This is a genomic window from Arsenophonus nasoniae, assembly GCF_004768525.1.
GTDB lineage: Bacteria > Pseudomonadota > Gammaproteobacteria > Enterobacterales > Enterobacteriaceae > Arsenophonus > Arsenophonus nasoniae.
On the sequence record NZ_CP038614.1, the window covers coordinates 185,461 to 204,883 of the forward strand.

General features: G+C 41.7%; 22 protein-coding genes and 4 pseudogenes. 20 read left to right on the plus strand and 6 right to left on the minus strand.

Features of this window, described 5'->3' with window-relative positions:
* The first annotated feature begins 51 nt into the window (after positions 1-51).
* Positions 52-1,211 (plus strand): IS3 family transposase gene (locus ArsFIN_RS20590; RefSeq protein ID WP_135677411.1). Its coding sequence is split into 2 segments (ribosomal slippage): positions 52-331 and positions 331-1,211, totalling 1,161 coding nucleotides; the frame shifts between segments, so codons are not numbered across the junction.
* 64 nt (positions 1,212-1,275) lie between these two features.
* Here the strand turns inward: ArsFIN_RS20590 and istA are convergent.
* Positions 1,276-1,887 (minus strand): annotated as a pseudogene (istA, locus tag ArsFIN_RS20595) (IS21 family transposase); the annotation flags it as partial.
* An 89-nt stretch (positions 1,888-1,976) separates the two neighbouring features.
* Between istA and ArsFIN_RS20600 the strand changes: the two are divergent.
* The 3 genes and pseudogenes from ArsFIN_RS20600 to ArsFIN_RS20610 form a co-directional block, all read left to right on the plus strand.
* Positions 1,977-2,888: pseudogene (locus ArsFIN_RS20600) on the plus strand (IS91 family transposase); the annotation flags it as partial.
* 551 nt (positions 2,889-3,439) lie between these two features.
* Positions 3,440-3,703: a hypothetical protein gene (locus ArsFIN_RS20605; protein ID WP_246067491.1), complete on the plus strand. Its 264-nt coding sequence runs from the start codon at positions 3,440-3,442 to the stop codon at positions 3,701-3,703.
* Between the two features lie 200 nt (positions 3,704-3,903).
* A complete protein-coding gene (locus tag ArsFIN_RS20610; RefSeq protein ID WP_135678426.1) occupies positions 3,904-4,509 on the plus strand; it encodes a recombinase family protein in 606 nt (201 codons plus the stop codon).
* 87 nt (positions 4,510-4,596) lie between these two features.
* On the opposite strand, the gene ArsFIN_RS20615 is transcribed toward ArsFIN_RS20610, so the two are convergent.
* Both ArsFIN_RS20615 and ArsFIN_RS20620 read right to left on the minus strand, forming a co-directional pair.
* Positions 4,597-4,878 (minus strand): type II toxin-antitoxin system YafQ family toxin, encoded by a 282-nt coding sequence (locus tag ArsFIN_RS20615; protein WP_135678429.1) that lies wholly within the window; start codon positions 4,876-4,878, stop codon positions 4,597-4,599.
* Positions 4,865-5,131, minus strand: a complete 267-nt coding sequence (locus ArsFIN_RS20620; RefSeq protein ID WP_135678431.1) for a type II toxin-antitoxin system RelB/DinJ family antitoxin — start codon at positions 5,129-5,131, stop codon at positions 4,865-4,867. Before ArsFIN_RS20620 ends, ArsFIN_RS20615 begins: the two co-directional genes overlap by 14 nt.
* A 267-nt stretch (positions 5,132-5,398) precedes the next feature.
* On the opposite strand from ArsFIN_RS20620, the gene ArsFIN_RS20625 reads away from it, so the two are divergent.
* The 9 genes from ArsFIN_RS20625 to ArsFIN_RS20665 all read left to right on the plus strand — a co-directional run bounded on the left by ArsFIN_RS20625 (position 5,399) and on the right by ArsFIN_RS20665 (position 11,797).
* Positions 5,399-6,616: an anti-CBASS protein Acb1 family protein gene (locus tag ArsFIN_RS20625; protein WP_167876730.1), complete on the plus strand. Its 1,218-nt coding sequence runs from the start codon at positions 5,399-5,401 to the stop codon at positions 6,614-6,616.
* A complete protein-coding gene (locus ArsFIN_RS20630; RefSeq protein ID WP_167876731.1) occupies positions 6,573-7,451 on the plus strand; it encodes a phage head morphogenesis protein in 879 nt (292 codons plus the stop codon). The genes ArsFIN_RS20625 and ArsFIN_RS20630 overlap by 44 nt, the downstream gene beginning before the upstream one ends.
* The gene (locus ArsFIN_RS20635) at positions 7,438-8,625 is read left to right on the plus strand and encodes a DUF2213 domain-containing protein (protein WP_135678437.1); all 1,188 of its coding nucleotides are present in this window, start codon (positions 7,438-7,440) and stop codon (positions 8,623-8,625) included. Before ArsFIN_RS20630 ends, ArsFIN_RS20635 begins: the two co-directional genes overlap by 14 nt.
* Before the next feature lie 41 nt (positions 8,626-8,666).
* Positions 8,667-9,104 carry a structural cement protein Gp24 gene (locus tag ArsFIN_RS20640; RefSeq protein ID WP_246067492.1) on the plus strand — a complete coding sequence of 146 codons (438 nt, stop codon included), beginning with the start codon at positions 8,667-8,669 and terminating at the stop codon, positions 9,102-9,104.
* A gap of 3 nt (positions 9,105-9,107) precedes the next feature.
* On the plus strand, positions 9,108-10,076 hold the full coding sequence (locus tag ArsFIN_RS20645; RefSeq protein ID WP_135678441.1) for a major capsid family protein: 969 nt from the start codon (positions 9,108-9,110) through the stop codon (positions 10,074-10,076).
* Between the two features lie 101 nt (positions 10,077-10,177).
* Positions 10,178-10,477 (plus strand): hypothetical protein, encoded by a 300-nt coding sequence (locus ArsFIN_RS20650; protein ID WP_135678443.1) that lies wholly within the window; start codon positions 10,178-10,180, stop codon positions 10,475-10,477.
* 35 nt (positions 10,478-10,512) lie between these two features.
* Positions 10,513-10,899 (plus strand): DUF4054 domain-containing protein, encoded by a 387-nt coding sequence (locus ArsFIN_RS20655; protein ID WP_135678445.1) that lies wholly within the window; start codon positions 10,513-10,515, stop codon positions 10,897-10,899.
* Positions 10,899-11,417, plus strand: a complete 519-nt coding sequence (locus tag ArsFIN_RS20660) for a hypothetical protein (protein ID WP_135678447.1) — start codon at positions 10,899-10,901, stop codon at positions 11,415-11,417. Before ArsFIN_RS20655 ends, ArsFIN_RS20660 begins: the two co-directional genes overlap by 1 nt.
* Entirely contained in the window at positions 11,414-11,797 is a 384-nt protein-coding gene (locus ArsFIN_RS20665; RefSeq protein WP_135678448.1) for a hypothetical protein, read from the plus strand. Before ArsFIN_RS20660 ends, ArsFIN_RS20665 begins: the two co-directional genes overlap by 4 nt.
* On the opposite strand, the gene ArsFIN_RS20670 is transcribed toward ArsFIN_RS20665, so the two are convergent.
* Both ArsFIN_RS20670 and ArsFIN_RS20675 read right to left on the minus strand, forming a co-directional pair.
* Positions 11,751-12,026, minus strand: a complete 276-nt coding sequence (locus tag ArsFIN_RS20670; RefSeq protein WP_135678450.1) for an XRE family transcriptional regulator — start codon at positions 12,024-12,026, stop codon at positions 11,751-11,753. The genes ArsFIN_RS20665 and ArsFIN_RS20670 overlap by 47 nt on opposite strands.
* A 28-nt stretch (positions 12,027-12,054) precedes the next feature.
* A complete protein-coding gene (locus ArsFIN_RS20675; RefSeq protein WP_135678451.1) occupies positions 12,055-12,237 on the minus strand; it encodes a hypothetical protein in 183 nt (60 codons plus the stop codon).
* A 74-nt stretch (positions 12,238-12,311) separates the two neighbouring features.
* Between ArsFIN_RS20675 and ArsFIN_RS20680 the strand changes: the two genes are divergently transcribed.
* Positions 12,312-12,851, plus strand: a complete 540-nt coding sequence (locus tag ArsFIN_RS20680; protein WP_135678453.1) for a phage neck terminator protein — start codon at positions 12,312-12,314, stop codon at positions 12,849-12,851.
* Positions 12,841-13,461, plus strand: coding sequence for a DUF3383 family protein (locus ArsFIN_RS20685; RefSeq protein ID WP_135678455.1), 621 nt, complete (start codon positions 12,841-12,843; stop codon positions 13,459-13,461). Before ArsFIN_RS20680 ends, ArsFIN_RS20685 begins: the two co-directional genes overlap by 11 nt.
* Here the strand turns inward: ArsFIN_RS20685 and ArsFIN_RS20690 are convergent.
* Positions 13,442-14,611: pseudogene (locus tag ArsFIN_RS20690) on the minus strand (N-6 DNA methylase); the annotation flags it as partial. The gene ArsFIN_RS20685 and the pseudogene ArsFIN_RS20690 overlap by 20 nt on opposite strands.
* A 640-nt stretch (positions 14,612-15,251) precedes the next feature.
* Between ArsFIN_RS20690 and ArsFIN_RS20695 the strand changes: the two are divergent.
* From ArsFIN_RS20695 to proP, 5 genes and pseudogenes are all read left to right on the plus strand, one after another.
* Positions 15,252-15,939 (plus strand): annotated as a pseudogene (locus ArsFIN_RS20695) (Rpn family recombination-promoting nuclease/putative transposase).
* Between the two features lie 43 nt (positions 15,940-15,982).
* Positions 15,983-17,142 (plus strand): IS3 family transposase gene (locus tag ArsFIN_RS20700; RefSeq protein WP_135678367.1). Its coding sequence is split into 2 segments (ribosomal slippage): positions 15,983-16,262 and positions 16,262-17,142, totalling 1,161 coding nucleotides; the frame shifts between segments, so codons are not numbered across the junction.
* 90 nt (positions 17,143-17,232) lie between these two features.
* Positions 17,233-17,457, plus strand: a complete 225-nt coding sequence (locus ArsFIN_RS20705) for an RpnC/YadD family protein (RefSeq protein WP_135678457.1) — start codon at positions 17,233-17,235, stop codon at positions 17,455-17,457.
* Between the two features lie 3 nt (positions 17,458-17,460).
* Positions 17,461-17,775 carry a hypothetical protein gene (locus ArsFIN_RS20710; protein WP_026824003.1) on the plus strand — a complete coding sequence of 105 codons (315 nt, stop codon included), beginning with the start codon at positions 17,461-17,463 and terminating at the stop codon, positions 17,773-17,775.
* Between the two features lie 70 nt (positions 17,776-17,845).
* The gene (gene proP, locus ArsFIN_RS20715) at positions 17,846-19,354 is read left to right on the plus strand and encodes a glycine betaine/L-proline transporter ProP (protein ID WP_026824004.1); all 1,509 of its coding nucleotides are present in this window, start codon (positions 17,846-17,848) and stop codon (positions 19,352-19,354) included.
* Positions 19,355-19,423 lie beyond the last annotated feature (69 nt).

Below are 19,423 nucleotides of genomic sequence, written 5' to 3' on the forward strand. Positions count from 1 at the left end.
AACTGTAGAGATTTATAGCTTATAATTAAGCAAAATCTTATAGGTATAAATATGACCCGAAAAGTAAAAGTAACCTTTAGCGGAAAGCAAAAACTGGAATATGCAAAACTCATGGTTGAAGGTGGATATAGCAATATCCAAGTTGAAAAAATATCCGGTGCGGGTAAATCTGCCGTATCACGATGGAAGCAACAATATCTTGCCGAGTTAAATGGGAATACGCCTGTAAAATCAAAAGCGTTAACACCCGAGCAACAGCGCATACAAGAATTAGAAGTTCAACTTAAGCGTGCTCAGAGGGATAATGACATATTAAAAAAAGCCGCGGCTTACTTCATCCTCGACAATCAAAACTCAAAATCGTGAAGCAACTGAAAATCATGTACCCCAATTTTACGGTCACTGAGTTATGCCATCTTTTTGAAGTAAGCAGCAGTAGTTTTTATTATGAAACGAAAATACCGACAGTTGAAAATGAAAGACTGTGTGGCGAAATCAAACGTATTTTTTATACATCGGGTCAAATTTATGGCAAAAGACGTATTCAAGCCGAGTTAAAGGGTTTAGGGCACCAAATTGGCACTTATAAAATATCGAACATCATGAAATTAAATCAATTAGTTGCAATTAGACCAACGAAAAAGCACTACTATCACTCATCGGGTAACGAACATCGATATGCCCCTAATTTGCTTAAACGACAATTTTCCCCTGAACAGCATAATCACTATTATGTCGGGGATATCACGTATATTAGACATCACTATGGGTGGAGCTATTTAGCCTGTGTGTTGGATTTAGCCACCAAAGAAATTATTGGTTATGCCTTATCAACAAAACCGGATTCGAAATTAGTGAAAGAAGCCTTAGATAACGCAATTGAACGGCAATTACCGGATACGACAAGTTTGATGTTCCATTCAGATCAAGGTTGCCAATATTCATCGGAGGAGTTTAGGGCGCACCTCTTTGAACGGAAAATAACTCAAAGCATGAGTCGGCGAGGTAATTGCCTCGATAATGCCGTGATGGAAAGATTTTTTAGGAGTTTAAAGACAGAAAGACTTAACCGTTTATCGTTTATGAATCATCAATCTGTTGTCTGTGAAGTTGAAAATTATATTCAGTTTTACAATTATTATCGACGCCATTCAACGATTGGTTATTTAACGCCACATCAAAAATATCATGAACTAAAAAATGCCGCTTAGATCTTCTACAGAATTTGTTGACCATTACAAACCCGTAATCTTTCGACATTTGAAGCATTTCGACATGTAATTTATGATCACCTTCTGCATAAGCATCCCGTTCGATGATGAGGGATTTTGCGTTATCACACAATACTTCCTGTGGTACACCACCAAAGTAGTCGAAAGCTTCTCTTAAACCTTGCTGCCACGATTCTGCTCGTTCATTATCAAAGAACTTTACATAACTCGCACGCGAATAGCCTAGCGTTGCAACAAACGCTTTCAGCGATTTTTTACCTCGCCGGATGCTGGTGAAGTCGATTTGCATTTGTTGACCTGGCTGTGTTTCAAAACGGACGACTACTTCGGGAACAATGCTTGGTTTAAATTGACAAACAAATCGGCGTAATTGAGCAATACCACCTTGATAGCCGTTTTCAACTACCTCATCAAATAAGACTGTTTCAGGGATCCAATCAGGTTTAGCCAGTTCAATTCGCTGAAGCAAATAAGGTTTAAAGGGGGATAATTTAGTCGGTTGTTGACTTCTTTTAGCATAAGTTGGCATTGTCTGTTGTTGTAAATGATGTTTTACGGTGTTACGGGATATACCCAACTCACTGGCAATTTTTCGAAGGCTTTGTCCTTGTGCAAAGCGAACATGAATATCCACAAATATCTCCTTGGTTAACATAAATTATCCGTACAAAAATGTGCGAATAATACCAAGTGGATCAGTTTTAGATGATCGTTAGTGGATCAGTTTTGCATGATCGGTGACACTGGCAACACATTACTTTCACCATGCCACATCTCCTTTGGCCTTTTTTTAACAATAACTGGCCGCTACTTAATGCTCTGTTTCGGGCAGCCACTCGAGCTATGCTGCAGTTGGCTCGCAAACAGGGTATCGAAATTGGTATTTTCTGTGCCTTGCATACTTATGGCCGGCAACTCAATCAACATCCGCATGTTCATGTTTCCGTCACTCGAGGGGGTTTGGATAGTAAACATAGTGTATGGCGAAAGCTGTTTTTCAAAAAAAAGGATGTCGAAGAAATCTGGCGAGGGGCTGTTATCCGACTACTGCGTCACAGTTATGATTTAATTAACCCTGGCCTTCTTCCCGGTCTTGGCCATATCCGTGACAAAAAACATTGGCGGCGTTACTTGAGGGCGCAGTACGGACGTTATTGGAAAGTGCACTTTGCTAAAAAAACGAAAGGGGCATGGCATAGTGTTAAGTACCTCGGTCGCTACCTTAAACGCCCACCGGTATCTGCGTCAAAACTGCGGCATTACCGAGGGGGTGCCGTTGTTCATCACTACCATGACCACCGAACTGGCCAGCATCGGCAGCAGACTCTGCCGCAGGAAGAGATGATTAGACGCTATATAAGCCATATTCCGGCCAGGCATTTTAAAATGGTGCGTTACTCTGGTTTTTTGTCGAATCGTAAACGAGGAAAACTATTGCCGAAAGTGTATAAGGCACTTGAGATGACGGCACGTAAAAAACCGGAGAACCCAGGTTTTTCTGTGCTGATGAAAGGATTTCTGCGTACCGATCCGTACAAATGTATTCTGTGTGGCGACAGGCTGCTTTTCACCGGGGCGCAAATGGGTAAAAAAGCAACGGAATTGTTGTCAGAAAGACTGCATAACCTGGAGAAAAAGCGATGGTTACGCAGCTAAACGCAGGATCAATGTGTCTAAAATAAGGAAATCAGGTTAGAAATTACACTCTCTGAGGAAATGTTAACTGGCACTAAACACAATAAATCGATCCCCATCTCCTTTTTGCAATAAGGGATGGCTTTTGCTACTCACTTTAAAAGCGATTCAATTTCCTAACCATCAAGTTTTTGCCCACCTAAAATCACCAGTGCTGGCCTACGCTGAGAGGCATTGTGCAGCTGCATAAAAAACGACATGTTTAGCGAGTAGGCGTGCGGGGATACTACTGCAATTTTTGGGGTAAAATCGGATTTTTTCTATCTAAAACAATCCAAAAATCGATTACAGGGAATTTTAGAGAAATCGGTGAATTTTTTGATATTGCAGTTCATATCTGGTTCATAAATCAATTTTAAGCAGCCTGTAACGCTATGTAAGGCGTTTTCTTGATATAAGTAACCCAATCGTAGCGATTTTCAATTTGATACGCTTAGAATCGATTACAGGCGGTTTTGGTTCAATAACCCATATTAATAGCTAACCAAATGAATTAATAGAGAGAACATAGCATGATGATTGAAGAAGAGGTCTCCATTGAGGATATTAACGAGTTAGAAGTTCGCCTAGAGGCTCTGTCAAATATTTTAACGATTGTAATGAACTCATTAGAGAAAAGTGACCCTACGTTACATGCAGATATTATTAACAACATTGAAGAATTTGCTGAGAGTATGCGTAGTACTTTAGGTGAAGTCAATGAAGAAGATATTAGTGCTCATGCACATAGTGTCGCTAACAGAATGGAAGAGTTTATCCCCTTAACAGATGATTAAATTAGTTGTATGGGGTTTAGGAAAAAATAAAAAATGATTTTATTATCGGACAGGTTAATTAGTAACCATTTCGGGTAATTTTTGCTGTTCAAAATCGTTCGGTTTCGTACACGCCCTAAAACACCTGTACAAAAATAGGTTAAATTAATTTCGTACATCCTGTATAATAAGTACATCTATTTCGTACAGGAGAAATAAATATGTCACGGGTTTTTGCCTACTGCCGAGTATCCACCTTAGAACAGACCACCGAAAATCAACGCCGAGAAATTGAAGCAGCCGGATTTAACATTAAACCGCATCGAATTGTCGAAGAGAATATTAGCGGTTCGGTTGCTGCTAATGAAAGAAATGGATTTGTCAGATTAACCGACAGATTAGAAGCAGAAGACGTTCTTGTGGTAACCAAATTAGACCGACTCGGGCGAAATGCCATGGATATTCGTAAAACCGTTGAAAACCTAGCCTCGGTAGGTGTTAAAGTTCACTGTCTTGCATTAGGTGGCGTCGATCTCACCAGTCCAGCCGGAAAAATGACAATGCAGGTGATTTCTGCTGTTGCTGAATTTGAACGGGATTTGCTAATTGAGCGCACTCAGGTAGGAATAGTCAGAGCAAAAGCACAGGGTAAAAAGCTCGGCAGACCTCGAGCATTAAACGATGAACAAAGAGAAGAAGTGCTATCTTATTTGAAAAACGGTCAAAGTATCAGTTCTCTTGCCAAAATATTTAATACAACCCGACAAACGATTATGCGAATAAGGGACGCGGAATTTGCTACGGCAAAATCTGGGATTCCAGCGTAGAACCCTCTATTGAAGAAAAAGCCAAATTCTTTTGTTAATTTGGCGTATCAAGAGAAACAATTTATCGGTATTTGCGGATGTAAACATTCAGCCGAATAACTGAGCGTGTGATCCCAACCTGACAAGTTGGAGGGTTTCACTATCTGGTTTTCGATATATTAATAACAAATCAGGTTTTATATGACATTCTCTATGACCTGACCATTTACCGATTAAATCATGATCACGATGGGATGTTTTGAGTGGTTCATCAATCACTAGAGAAGTGATAACGGATATGAGGACTTTATCAAGGTTATTGCGATGCCGTCCTTTGGCTTCTCGTTTGTAGTCACGTTTAAATGTTACTGAACGCTCAATTGTCCTCATGTAAATCCGCCATCAATGCTGTCACACAGTCAAACTGTTTTCCCTTTCCTTCCTCTAATTCAGCTATTGCCTTTTTGGTTGTGGTGTTCGGGACTTTGACATCAAATGGCAAACGTTGTTCATCAGCTACGCGAAGCATCAACAACCTAATGGCATCAGAAACAGAAAGCCCCATCGCTTCAAGTGCAGCGGTGGCGCGTTGTTTAGTATTCGCGTCAATGCGGGCGCGGACATAGGTTTCAGAATGACGCATAAGATTTCCTCGAAATAATTATCTACTAATAGTTAATTGTAGTCACAATAAGACTACACATCAAGAATTTATCCATTAATTAAATAAAATACGAGCGATCATATGTTTTCATCTTTTCGAAAAAAATCACCCCAAAAACTCGCCGATGGCGGACTGGATAACCTGATGCGTGAGGTGAATGCGATAGGCGCGTCCACCACCACATTGCCCTCCTGTTTTGCTGCACTTGGCATAACAGGTGCGGGCTATTTTGAAACCGACAAAGGCTTGGCGTGGCTCTATGAGCGTGTGTCAATTGTGCGGAAATATATCAACAAAACGTCAGGAGACTGTATCAAGCATTGGCGCACCGTGCGTTTTACGGGCGATGATGAAGCACGAACCGAACAACTGAATGATGTGTTCACGGGCGAAGAAAAGCGCCTTAACATCAAAAAGCACGCAGAACTGGCGTTAAAACTGGCTTCGCTCTACGGCGGTAGTCTGTTAATCGCGGTGACCGACGAAGAAAATCTGGAAAAGCCGCTCAATGTGAACAACGAACAGTTAAAAGGCTTTTTGGTCGTCCGGCAAGGCGAGTATCGCATTCGCAAAATCGCTACCAACATTTTTAGTCCGTACTTTAACAAGCCATTGTTGTTTGAGTTAGAAAGCGCCGAGAAAATACTTGTTCATCACTCCCGTTGTTGTTTGACGGTCGTTAATCAAATTACCAATAGCACCGTTAGAGCGAATGAAAAAGCCAATGATGGTAAAAGTGATATTTTGGCGTTTATCTCTGATTTGCTCGGCTATCTTTACGTCAATGATGAAGTGCTCGGCATGTTGCGTGAGATGAAATCCGATATCTTTTTGCTGAAAGATTTGAACACGGGGATCACCAACGGAAGAGGCAAAGAAATTATCGACTGGCTGCAATTAGTATTGCAAGCCAAGAAAAGACACAACGTGTTGATGCTGGATGCAGACAGCCAGTATGAGCAAAAAGAGTTGTCGCTGGCAAATGTTTCAGACATCTGGACAAAAGCGCAAGACCGATTGGCGATTGCGATGGACAGACCGAAAACGATTTTGTTTGGCGATGGGGCAGCCGGATTTTCCACCGGACAGGAAGATTTGCAATCTTACTACGACACCATTTTCGAAATTCAAGAATCCCGTTTGCGCCCGATTATTAACTTCTTCGACAAATTCATTTGTGCCAAGCATGGCATTAGCGAAACGGAAGTCGCCTTTGAATTTGTCCAAATAAAAACGGAAAACAAAGCTGAGTCTGCCACTAATCTGAATACCGTGACCACGGCATTAATGTTGTTGCTGGAACACGGCGTGATTGAGCCACAAGACGCGCTCAATGAGTTAAACCGTCGTGAACTGGTTGACGTGAAAAACGTACCGGAAGTGACGATGATGGCAAACCTACTCAGTGAGGAGGATGACCGTGAATTTACCACCCAAGGGAAAATTAACGGGGAGGGAGTGTAAGCCGATTAATCCGAGTAAGCGCGCAGAAGTCTATTATGCCGCCTCAGTTAAACATCTTATTTCACTTTTTAAGCTCGTGGTTAAGCAAGAAATTGCCAGAGAAAATCAACAAAAAAATCTTGGCGATGCCAGCCCCAATTCTATCCAAAAACGCTTCCAAACCTTTAACCGCATTGTTGACCGTTTTTTAACGATTGACATCAGCGCATTTGCAACACGGGTCGCGCGTAATTTTGCCAACATTACTAATGCGGATAACAAAAAACGGTTAAGCCGTGAATTTGAGTCTGTGATTGCAATTAACCCCGCAGCGGTGTTGGACAGCAAACAAACGCAGGATTTCTTTAACGGCATGATTGGCGAAAACGTCCAGTTGATTAAAGGATTGCATACCGAGTCATTAAGCCATATACAAAAAATTGTGCAATCGATGATAGGCGGCAACAAAACGTTGCGCGACGCCGGAAAGGAAATCACGGCAGCGTTGAATATTCAGCAAAACCGAGGCATGCGAATTGCGATTGACCAAAGCCGGAAAGCGATGGGTGATTTAACCAATCTTCGAATGCAAAAGCTAGGGATTAAGTTGTATCGCTGGTCAGCGGTGATGGATAAACGAAAAAACGGCGGAACCCGTCCCTCTCATGCAGCGATGAATAATCGCATTTGCCGATTTGATGACCCAAGCGTGTATTTCAACGAGAAAACCAAGCTGTGGGAAAAACGAAAACGGATTGGGGGCGTGGAGCTTCACCCTTCGCAAGATTTTAATTGTCGCTGTGTCAGCAAAGTAATTTTACAAAGCATAGAAGGATTAAACGATGAACGGCAATGACAACCGATTGCCTATTGATATTAAGGGCGCACAACAGTTAGAAACAGGTTATCGCATACCAAGCAAAATTGCCAAAGTGGGGATACAGGAATTTGAAGGCAAAGAACTCTCCAGTCATGTGCCAAATTTGCTACCCACCCAACGCTACAAGGTTGAGGTATTACCCGAAGACCTTTTTGACGCTGAAACCATCGCCTCGTTTGAGGGAAAACCGCTTACCTTTTTTCACGCCCCCAATAACGAGGTGACCAGTGATAACTGGAAGGATACCGCTATTGGTCACGTACAGAATGTGAAGCAGGATGGCGATTATCTTTCAGCCGATGTTTTCCTTTATGACGCTGAGGCGATTGCTGCGATTAAAAATTACCAAATCAAAGAACTCAGTTGTGGTTACAAGTCGTTTATTGAACCGACTGGCACCACAGGAGTAGATTTCAAGAAAACCCATATCAGAGGTGACCACGTCGCAATTGTTGACGAGGGACGCTCTGGGCATGATGTCAAACTAGGAGATAGCGCTGTGTCTATGAAAGCAAAACTCGCTGCCGTTAAGGGTCAGCACACGTTGGGGGATGAGGGCGAAACACCCGATACCCTTGATACTCTATTGATTCAGATGAGTGATTACATTCAGTTGCTCACCGAATCCGCCGATGAAGCAACAAAAGAAATCGGCGAGATATTAACGGGATTAATCGGGAAAGCCCAAAGTCTGAATGTGACACCGTCACCTACCAGTGAGGTTAAGCAAGGCGATGCAGCCAGTGAAATCACCTCCGTGCCTGAAAATACAGAGGTTACCGATGATAAATCGCTGATTGAGACGCTGAAAAAGCAGCTTGAAGAACTGACGGAAAAACTCAAAGCACTGGAGGAAGAAAACGCCCGACTGAAAGCTGAAAAAGAGCTAGCCGAAACGGAAGCCGAAGCGAAGTCAACGTTTGGGGATGTGGCAATTGGACATGCCCGAACCGCACGGCAAATCAAGGAAAATGTGATTATTGCGAAAGGTTTGGTGACACAACAGGAAGCCAGAAAACTCGGCGATTCTGCGATTAACGGTAAGTATGACTATCTCATCAATCGTCAGCGTGAACAGAATAAGCCACGATTAAATCTTGGCGATAGAAAACCCACCAAATCCGCATCACAACGCCTAGGAGGTCGCTAATGGCATTTGGATTCACAAACTGGGGTTCCGAAAAAGGAACCTTGCGCGCAGGCACAATCTATCGCGCCTCTAGCTCCAATGACAAAGTGTGGGGCGAAGAAAACAACACCACGACTGACCTACCCTACGGCGTGTTTGTGGCGGTGAACCCTGACGGCGGTATTAAGCCGATTTCTGCTGCCACCGATGTTATCCACGGTATCGTGGTGAGGGATATTTACAGCGAGAAAGCACCACACAACAAGCAAGTCAATATAGGGCATTTTTCCCACGGTGATTGCGTTGGGGCAGCAACGGCAAAAGATGAAACCTTTAAACGGGGCGATAAAGTTTATGTGGTCGCAAAAGGTGACGATGTTGGCAAAGTTTCCAAAACCGCAACAGGCAATATTGATTTGGGGTATTGGGTTGAGAATGTCAGTTCAGGCAGTCAGTGCGTGGCAATAACGCTTGGCTTCATACAAAAGGTAGGAGAATAACCGATGGCAATTGAAGAAGCCTATTTTGAAACGGTGTTGCAAGAAGCATTAACCGAACGTGACACGCAGCTACAGGAAAAACAGTTACCTGAAATCAATATCGGGGAGGCAATCCCAATCAACGAAGGACTGGATTTTGCCGATGAATACGTAGAATACGGTATTACTGAGGTGTTGGGCTCTGTCAAAGACGGCATTATCGGCAACAAAACCAACTCGCTGGTGACGATTGATAGCACCATTGAGATGTACAAAGCGCCTGTTTGCCAGTGGGCAAAAGCCGTTGTATGGACACAACAGGAGCTTGAAAAAATCAACAAAATCAATATTAATCTGCAAAGCAAAAAACAGGATGATTTGTACGCCAATGCCCTGTCAACGCTGCAATATGCAGGTTACCTCGGACATCAACATGTGAAAGGACAAGAAGGTTTGTTAACAGGCGGTAAAATACAGGTGATGCAAGAAGCATCGGGTAAATCGCTGAAAGATATGACCGCCAATGAGTTTATCAAGCTGGTACTGGATGCTTACAACAAGGCGTGGGCAAACTCAGATTATCGGGTGCAACCAACGCATATTGCGATGGATGCCGCAGATTTCATGCTGGCGATGCAGAAGTTTGATAGCCAAAGCCCCATTGTTGGGACTGATTTACTGCCTGTTTCTGCGATGGACAGGATTATGGCTGCGTTGAGGAAGGCATCGGGTAATGACAGCTTTACGATTACCTTTGTGAAAGTTCCGGCAGGATATGCCAGAGAAATAACCAAAGGCAAAACACGTATGGTGGTTTACACCTACGACGAAGAATATGTCGAGATGAAAGTGCATATGCCGGAGTTGTTAGCCGTTCGCCAGCGTGATTTGCTGACCTACGAGTGTGGCTATCGTTCCGCCTTTGGTGGGGCAATGTGGAAACAGCCACTATCTGCCGTTTATGCCGATTACAAAACCGCCCCAAAGTCATAGACGGCGGCTTCCCAATCGGAACAACCTTGCCGTCTGATAATTACTTTCCACAATCACCATCATGAGGGCAAGCCCCTCATTTTTATTTGAATCCGGAGTCAATGATGAGCTACACAAAAACAAATTGGGAAAATTCACCGTCAACCAAAACCCCATTGAATGCGGAGAATCTCAACAATATTGAAGCGGGGGTATCTGCCCTTCACGAAGCACTGGACGCCGGAACACTTAAGGGCGAAAAAGGCGATCAAGGTGAAAAGGGAGATAAGGGCGAAAAAGGCACGAAAGGTGATGCAGGGGTTGGCATTAAAAAAATCACCGCATCAAAAGAAGGTAATGTCGTGACGTTGACGATTGAGTTAACGGACGGCACAAAACAAACCCCTTCGTTTGAAGTATAATTAAGCGGGGTTCATCCACTTTTTTTGGGGGCTTCATGCAAGAAATGATAAAGAAATTCCGTGACCGTTTTGGCGAACAAACCTTTACCGCCGATGACAACAAATTGTTGCTCTATTTAACCGATGCAGAAAACCGGATGGACAAGAAAGTGTGGGGCGTGATGTATGAGCAAGGTTTGATGTACCTCACCGCGCATCTGCTTTTTTTGGCGGGCTTCCATGAAAATAGTCCAACCAAGGATTCTCATTCAGCCGATCCGAATGCACTGTTTGGTAGTGAAGGTGTGGGCGATGTCAGTGCCAGCGCCAATTTTTCAGGAACCGAGAAAGACTGGTTTAAAACCTCCGCATTTGGTGAGCAATATTTGGTGCTGGAAAGTCGCATTAACAATTACGCCTTGGCAATCGGGATGAACTGGTAATGTTGAAATCAAAATTGCTGGAAAAAGCCAAAAAACAGTTTAAGGAACTTAACAAACTGAAAGTGGAAGTGGGCGTATTGGAAAATACCAGACCGTATAAAGATTCCGATATTAGCGTGGTGGAAGTGGCAACGATCCACGAATTTGGCACGGAGAAAATCCCGCCTCGCTCATTTTTGCGCGTACCGATTCGTGATCACCAAAAAGAAATCATTGAAAAAGCGGTAAAAGAAAAATACCGCTTATTTATTTCAGGTGAAATTAGCGCAAAGGAATTTCTGGCTTATATCGGCGAAGATTCGGTCACTTGGTCAAAAGAGGCGTTTGATACACAAGGTTTTGGATCGTGGCCTGAATACAAGCAGAGTACACTTGAGAAAAAATACTATGAAGGGTATTTGATAACCCGCGAGAAAATTGGAAATGCGGTTAAGTATACCAATAATGATGCCGCCAAATTATTGAGAGTTACCGGTAATTTGGCAAACTCGATAACCTATCAGGTGGTGAAAAAATGAGACTACCCAATATGGCAAGAACCCTCCGCCGATTTTCGCAACCGTTAACATTCATCACGGAAGTGATCAGCACGAAAGATTTTAAGCCGGATTTTGCGGTGACACGAAAATCGATTGAAGGCGTAATCAGCAGTTTGCCGGATGAAGCGATTAACAAGGATAGTCTGGATTGGTCATTGGAGTATTTCACGGTGCATGTGCAACCGAAGTATGCCGATTTGCTCGGTGTTTACTTGGAGTACAAAGGAAAAATATTCAAATCGATTAACCGCAAAGACTATAGCGACTATGGCTATGTACGCTATGTCTTTGAGGAAGTGAAGGATAGTGAGATCACTTGTCGTCTCTTGAAAGACTCGCCCCTAAACTCTGCATCTTAGTCAATATTTTATTAAGTTCATCTTCATTCAAAGCGAGTTGAGCAGCAACAAAAAATAAAATATGTTGATTCATTGTTCTTGGTTTTTCGCCACCCGTGTATTTACGCCACTGATTAGCACCGGATAGCCCACACAATTCAGCCATTTGATTTCCCGTAAAGCTCATCTTGTTTTTGAGTTTTTTTAAATCTTCTGTGGTTGGTGGCGTGTATTTTTTGATGATTCGCATAATGAAATGCCCTGTTAAGGGCATCCTTCTAAATAAATTTAATAATAATTGCGGTAATACCCGCCACAGCAGCAACTAAGCTGGCAGAAACTGCGATTGGATACCAAATAGTTTCTTTGTTTATTTTTGACGTTTCAGCCATTAGTTTACTAATTTCTGCTCTTATTTTTTCGATTTCGACATCGTGCAAGGCTTTTACTTTTTCACTCATATTTCCTCCTGTCAGGGATGTTAGCTGCGGGTTTCCGCTACCTGTAATTACATTACAGCGCCAAAGGGCGCTATATGTCAATACAAAATACCAATTTACACCACAAAAACTACCAGCCACCGATCCAACGGCTGGCAATGGTGATTCGAGACACGCTAGAGGTTGCTGAAAACACCATATTTATCGGACGTGAAAATCTGGCAAATCAGGATTTTAATGCGCCTGTTATCAGTATTGAGCAATCGGGCAACAGTGAAGTGAAAGGCTTTAGCGAAACATACCGCCGAAACGTTGAAGTGATGGAATACAGCCAGCACGAGAAAATCCTTTTTGACGTGAATGTTTGGGGCAAGCAAGCCTTGCAACGGGCGCAAATTCTCTTGCGATTACTGCGAACGCAAAAAGGCTTTGAGCAACAGTGGAAACACACCATTAGCTTATCTGCGCCAACGGGTGTGCGTGATTTGCACTTTGCGACAGGTAGCCAGTATCGAGAGCGCGTGATGTTTTCGATTAACGCCTCTGTCGCGGATTATATCAACGTCTCAACACCCTCAATCAATCATCTTACTTTCCAACTTTCCAACGAAAAAGGTTCACAGTATGAACAATAATCTTGGCATCGATATTGAAAATGTTGTCAATGTGCAGCTACTCAAAGAGCAGCGAGGCGCAAATTACGACAACATCAACCACGTCATCATAATGACCAGTGAAACAGGCGAGATTTTTGACGGCAAAACGATTTATGCCACCTACAAAAATATCGCAGGGGTGAAAGCCGATTTTGGCATTACCTCGAAAACCTATCAGATGGCGACTGCCTTTTTTGGCACATCCCCCAATCCGATAGGCTCCGGTGGCAGTCTGATTATCGGGCATTGGCGAAAAAGTGATTTAACACTGCCCGCAGTGGAATTTGACACACTAACAGGCTCAGAAATTGACAGTAACGCGCTCCTTAAAGCGCTGCGTCAAATTGAAGATGGCAGCATGAAAATCGGCGAATTGACGCTTGAAAACCTCAATTTTGGTGACGCGGTCACGTTCGGTGATGTGATGAATACCCTCAATCGGGCGTTGCCAGACGGCTACCCGTCTAATGGAAATCATCCCAGCGACAGCAATGTGCCTACCAACGGAAAAACTACCTTTACTTATGAAGACAAGCGTTTGGTGGTGTCAGGAAAAGGATTAGCTAACGCAAGCGTAACGGGAACATAAGCACGCCTTTGGCGTGCTTATGTTCAATGAGTTGCTTGCGAATTTCACCTTCTTCACCGCCACGGAACAAAACACCATGAGGTAGTACGATAGCCATAATGCCATCAGGTTTTAGATGGTAGAGATCGTGTAGCAAAAAAGCAAAATCGGCTTTGGTTTTAGGTGCCAGGCCAAAACGTGAATAGCGTGGATCGCTTTCTTTAAAGCTGGGGTCCCAGTTTTGTGAGTAAGGGGGGTTGGACACCACGGCATCGACATGCAAGGCGTAGTATGAGCCTTGCGGGTCGCTGTCATCAAAATACGGCCAATCGTCTTCTAGGGTATCGCCATTTCGGGTTTTAATATTGCTAGCTTTAATACCGCGCATGATGAGGTTCATACGGGTTAGGTTGTAGGTATTGGCTTTTAACTCTTGAGCGTAATAGGTGATACAGTCTTTATTTTTCGCGTATTTCTCGAATGCCTCACCGATATTGATCAGCAACGATCCAGAGCCGGAAGTGGGGTCGTAAATTTTGATGGTATCTTTGTGTTTTAACTCATGAGCGATAATGTTCGACATGAGTACCGAAACTTCATGAGGCGTGTAAAACTCACCGGCTTTTTTACCTGCATTGGCAGCAAATTTTTCAATCAGGTATTCATAAATGTAGCCCAGTACGTCATACCCTTGATTGCCATTCATGGGGATGCTTTTGATCAGGTATAGTAAGTCGCTGATGGCTTTAGTGCGTTTGCCTGCACTTTCACCCAGTTTGCTTAAACCTGTTTCCAGTGTGGTAAAAATGCCTTCAAACAGTTTTTTGTAAGTTGGCGAAATCAAACGGCTAAAGGCCGAGAGCGCATCACGCACGTTAGATTCATCAAATTCGGATGTTGGATCAATCTATGTAGAAAACAGATTATCGTAGGCAATAAAGTAGCCCAAGTTGCTTTGTACGTATTTAACGGTGTCAGCGTCTTTTTCATTGAGCGCTTTGATGTCTTCGGGCGTCATTCCCTGTCTGGTGACAAACTGCACCAACTGGTCGCTTAGATACTTGTAGAAGATAAAGCCGAGTATGTAGTCTTTGTATTCGTTGGCTTCAATTTTAGAGCGCATCTGGTTGGCAGATTCCCATATTTTTGCCGCAAGCTGTTGTTTATTCAATATAATTCCTGTTTAGAGCAATTCTTTTTGAAAAGGCTATTTTAGGGTTTGATTGTACGTTTGATAAAAGCTTCTTGCTAGGGTCTGTCATCAAATGCGTAAGCTCCCAGTGTAGGACAGGACGTCTGTCAGATCATCGTCAATCCGGAGCAATTGTTAAAAAATTAATGTCATGTAGTGAAAAGATTGCTCATTCAATATAGCGCTTTCGTTTGTTATGATGCAATTTGTTATGTAAACAGTGAAAATATGAGATGAGTAAAAACCGCAGTTTGAAAAAGTTAAACATCAAACGCAAAGACAATGCTTTTGTAGCTAAACCGTTTTTGGTATTTGATATTAATAATCAGCATTCTTCATAATTTTTTGATACTTACGATGAAGCAGCCGATTACTGTATTGATAAGGGATTATCAACATTTCTGGAAGTCGGAGAGGTGAGTTACATTAATTCTAATGAGCTTTCGCTATCTCCCGTTAATTTTTATTTTGTGCCAAAGAATTCATCAACAATCTATGTAATTGATGTTGATGATTTTGAGGAAGTGAGCAAAGAGATTATGGCTGATAAGGTCTTTTTACCTTGTCCTTCAAACTCTCTTCATTGATATTTTTCTAAGTTAAAAGCGAACATTACAAGATGAATAAAAAATTCACCCCAACCCCACACGATGCTGTGTTTAAACAATTTCTAAGCGAAAAAGAGACGGCAAAAGACTTCTTTGATGTCTGGCTACCGGATGAGATTAAAGCACTATGCGACTTAGAGAGCCTAAAAGTGGAATCTGGCTCATTCATCGATGCGGAGATGAAAAGTTACCAGAGTGATATTCTCTATTCAGTCAGTATCTCAAAGGGAAGCGGATATATCTATATATTAATTGAGCACCAATCCACTCCTGATAAGCTCATTGTATGGCGATTAATGCGTTATAGCCTTGCAGAAGCACCTAGAAGCCAGACACAAGCAATTACCGTTAGTTTTCCCAATGTTATTTTATTGTGGTGAACAGAGTCCTCACCCCTATAGCACTGATTGGCTTGATTGCTTTGAAGACAGGAAACTAGCAGAGCGTATTTATACCAATCCCTTTCGATTAGCTGATGTCACCACATTAGATGATGGTGAGATTATGCAGCACAAGCGAATGGCTTTGTTGACGCTTATCCAAAAGCACATTCGTCGACGCGATATGATGGAGCTTATGAATGAAATTGTCACGCTGTTGTCGTATAATTATTATACCGATAATCAAGTCACTACTATGTTAAACTATCTCATCCAAGAAGGGAATGCACGAAAGTGTAGTGGTCTAATAAAACTGTAGAGATTTATAGCTTATAATTAAGCAAAATCTTATAGGTATAAATATGACCCGAAAAGTAAAAGTAACCTTTAGCGGAAAGCAAAAACTGGAATATGCAAAACTCATGGTTGAAGGTGGATATAGCAATATCCAAGTTGAAAAAATATCCGGTGCGGGTAAATCTGCCGTATCACGATGGAAGCAACAATATCTTGCCGAGTTAAATGGGAATACGCCTGTAAAATCAAAAGCGTTAACACCCGAGCAACAGCGCATACAAGAATTAGAAGTTCAACTTAAGCGTGCTCAGAGGGATAATGACATATTAAAAAAAGCCGCGGCTTACTTCATCCTCGACAATCAAAACTCAAAATCGTGAAGCAACTGAAAATCATGTACTCCAATTTTACGGTCACTGAGTTATGCCATCTTTTTGAAGTAAGCAGCAGTAGTTTTTATTATGAAACGAAAATACCGACAGTTGAAAATGAAAGACTGTGTGGCGAAATCAAACGTATTTTTTATACATCGGGTCAAATTTATGGCAAAAGACGTATTCAAGCCGAGTTAAAGGGTTTAGGGCACCAAATTGGCACTTATAAAATATCGAACATCATGAAATTAAATCAATTAGTTGCAATTAGACCAACGAAAAAGCACTACTATCACTCATTGGGTAACGAACATCGATATGCCCCTAATTTGCTTAAACGACAATTTTCCCCTGAACAGCATAATCACTATTATGTCGGGGATATCACGTATATTAGACATCACTATGGGTGGAGCTATTTAGCCTGTGTGTTGGATTTAGCCACCAAAGAAATTATTGGTTATGCCTTATCAACAAAACCGGATTCGAAATTAGTGAAAGAAGCCTTAGATAACGCAATTGAACGGCAATTACCGGATACGACAAGTTTGATGTTCCATTCAGATCAAGGTTGCCAATATTCATCGGAGGAGTTTAGGGCGCACCTCTTTGAACGGAAAATAACTCAAAGCATGAGTCGGCGAGGTAATTGCCTCGATAATGCCGTGATGGAAAGATTTTTTAGGAGTTTAAAGACAGAAAGACTTAACCGTTTATCGTTTATGAATCATCAATCTGTTGTCTGTGAAGTTGAAAATTATATTCAGTTTTACAATTATTATCGACGCCATTCAACGATTGGTTATTTAACGCCACATCAAAAATATCATGAACTAAAAAATGCCGCTTAGATCTTCTACAGAATTTGTTGACCATTACAAAAGCCAATGGAATTTATTACTAAGATAGCCAAACAATCAGAGAAACACGAAGGAGTACTTATGACTATTGCTCAACAAATTGAAGAAATGGGTATTCAAAAGGGTATTCAAAAGGGTATTCAAAAGGGTATTCAAATTGGTGAACAAAATGGGATGCAAAAGGGTGAAAAACAGGCATCGATGAAGATAGCGCGCCAACTTCTTCAGAAAGGCGTAGAAAGAGATATCGTGAAACTATCAACGGGTCTCACTGATACTGAAATGAGCAACCTGTTTAAAGATTAAACCATGACGGAACGTAAGAAATTAACCCTCAATCGCCCAAGAAAGGCTTCACAAGAAGAACAGACCTCAAGTAACCCTGTTTACGGTAAAAAGGTCTGGGTGAATGCTACGCCCAAAAAACAGGCAAAAAAACCGAAACCCCAAAAAGTAGTAAAACAGCAGCCCAAGAAGACGGTTGAAAAACCTAAACAGGCAGTGAAGATTAAAATTCCAAAACCACCCATACCACCTAAAAAGCGATTGCCTTTATATCTAATTGATTATTTTGTTAAATTATCAGTCATTAGAATAAGAAAAGAATTAATTAATTCTAAATAATAAAATAAGTTAACTATTTTTAAGTAAGGTTTTTAGATTTCCAAATTACTATTAGCTCAAGGTGTTTTTTATGAAAATGAGTCATTCCCCCGTTAAACCCATGAAGTTAAGGGACATAACGATTATTGATGATGATAAATTGCGGAAAGCCATTATTGCTGCAACGCTAGGTAATTTAATGGAGTGGTTCGATTTTGGGGTTTATGGTTTTCTAGCCTACGCGCTAGGTCAAGTGTTTTTCCCCGAAGCCAGCTCAAGTGTACAAGTGATTGCTACACTCGCAACTTTCTCTATACCGTTCTGTATTCGTCCTTTGGGTGGTCTTTTTTTCGGTGTACTGGGTGACCGGTATGGTCGACAGAAAATTCTGGCTATAACAATCGTGATTATGTCAATAAGTACTTTTTCCATTGGGATAATCCCCTCTTATGCCTCGATAGGGATTTGGGCACCTATTTTGCTTTTATTTGCCAAAATGATGCAAGGTTTCTCAGTGGGAGGCGAGTATACTGGGGCATCGATTTTTATTGCGGAATATTCTCCCGATCGTAAACGTGGTTTCTTAGGTAGCTGGCTAGATTTTGGTTCTATTGCTGGTTTTGTGCTGGGTGCTGGCGTTGTATTATTGATTTCAAACTTTTGCGGACAAGAAAAGTTTCTTGAATGGGGTTGGCGTATTCCATTTTTGTTTGCATTACCACTTGGTATAATCGGTCTTTACCTCCGTCATGCGTTAGATGAGACTCCAGTGTTCCAGCAACATTTGGATAAACTAGCACAAGATAATCGTGATGACTTGTTTGCTGTCGAAAAAAAGATCTCCTTTAAAGCGATATTGACAAAATATCGCAGAAGCTTACTGAGTTGCATTGGTCTTGTGGTAGTCACTAACGTGACCTATTATATGCTTCTGACTTATATGCCAAGCTATCTGTCGTATAATTTAAATTACAAAGAAGATCATGGTGTATTAATTATTATTGTTGTGATGATAGGTATGCTCTTTTTTCAGCCGTTCATTGGACTGATGAGCGATAAATTTGGTCGTCGACCTTTTGTTATTTTTGGTAGTGTAGCACTGTTAATTTTGGCTATTCCTTGTTTTTTTCTGATAAACAGCAAACTAACTGGGCTGATTTTTATTGGCCTTTTGATTTTAGGGGTGTTGCTGAATGCTTTTACAGGCGTAATGGCCTCTTCATTGCCATCCATGTTTCCAACTCATATTCGTTACAGTGCACTTGCGGGTGTTTTTAATATCTCGGTAATGATAGCAGGGTTGACTCCGACCGTAGTGGCTTGGTTAGTTGAAACTACTCACGATCTTTTTATCCCAGCATATTACCTGATGGTAATTGCTATTATTGGTTTAATTACTGGTTTTGCAATGAAAGAGACAGCTAACAGACCATTGCGAGGCGAAACCCCAACTGCTTCTGATATTGATGAAGCTCGTGAAATACTTCAGGAGCATCACGATAATATTGAGCAGAAAATTGAAGATATCACCCTACAAATTTCTGAATTAGAAGAAAAGCGTAAACATCTGGTTGAACAGCATCCTATTATCAAAGAATGATTCAACAATGTTATGTTTTATATGGAATTTCAAATTTTCTTTTTAATCTTATTGAACATTGTTAATAAG